The organism is Pseudomonas sp. zfem003, assembly GCF_032621675.1.
Taxonomy (GTDB): Bacteria; Pseudomonadota; Gammaproteobacteria; order Pseudomonadales; family Pseudomonadaceae; genus Metapseudomonas; species Metapseudomonas otitidis.
In genome coordinates, this window is record NZ_JAVYJG010000025.1 from 1 (window position 1) to 1,090 (window position 1,090).

Consider the following 1,090-nt stretch of genomic DNA (forward strand, 5'->3'; position numbering starts at 1 on the left):
TAATTCGATTTATCCACAGGCTTCCGAGGCGGTTTTATCGCGTACAATGAAATCTGCCCCCCTTGGAAATGTTGCTTTTGGTGGGTGGTGTCGACGTACAATGCTTTGAGCTAAGTGCCTGATTTACTTGTTAAGAGGCTTTGACTGTTAATCATTGGGTCCCTGGTTCGAGTCCAGGTCGCGGAGCCAAATTCAAAAGCCCTCGGCATGTGCCGGGGGATTTTTATTTTAAGCACCCGGACTCTCATCAAGGGCTTCATTCCCAGTTATTCAGAGCCTTTGGCCTCATTGAGACAGCTTAAGGTTTAGCTGTGACGTGGCGCAGCGGCCTGCTGCCCCGATAGCGGCAAAAACAGCAAGGCATAAAAAAGCCGGCAATCAAGCCGGCTTCCCACCTTAAGCCTCAGCGCTTATTCGACGCTAAGCCTGTCGCGGTTGGCCTCAAGAGTCTTGGCGCCAATTCCCTTGACCTGCAGCAGATCGTCTACGGATGAGAATGGACCATTGGCTTCGCGATACTCCACGATTGCCTTGGCCTTCAACTCACCAACTCCAACCATCGCCCCCTGCAACGAAGCAGCATCGGCCTTGTTGATATCCACCTTTTTAACGACCTGCTCGGTAGCAACTTTCGCCAGCTCGCTCTTGGATGGCGTCTCCGCAGCAATGGCGGAACCGGTGAAACCGAGGAAGACGAACAACAGGGAAAGAATCCGTACGAGGATCATCACTTAAATCTCCATGTGACTAGCTTAAGGAGCGGTACTCCTAAACCCGCCGAGCCAAGCTAGCTCTTGGAGAGAGGCCGCTCAACTTCACGCCCTTGACACACCCAGTCAAGAAACTCCTACTCGAAAGGGTAATTATTGCCAGCCTCTTGTAGGATTTCACGAATCAATAAAATTGATTTGATCGGCATCATAGAGCAGCTTAAACGATAAAAACTTGACATCCCACTAGGGATGGTCTGAAGTAGCCATGCATTTCTGGCTGAATTCAGCGCCTACCGATTTTGAAAGCGGCCACTCGATCCAAAACACTCAAGTCAGTCGCACTTTTCTATCTTTTTCGCTACCGCGAGCACTTCGCA

Annotated in this window: 1 protein-coding gene; it reads right to left on the bottom strand. The window is 50.6% G+C overall.

The window, feature by feature from the left end; all coding sequences use genetic code 11:
- Nucleotides 1-410: 410 nt before the first annotated feature.
- Nucleotides 411-728: a ComEA family DNA-binding protein gene (locus tag RTK35_RS30420; RefSeq protein ID WP_316909756.1), complete on the bottom strand. Its 318-nt coding sequence runs from the start codon at nucleotides 726-728 to the stop codon at nucleotides 411-413.
- Nucleotides 729-1,090: the final 362 nt, after the last annotated feature.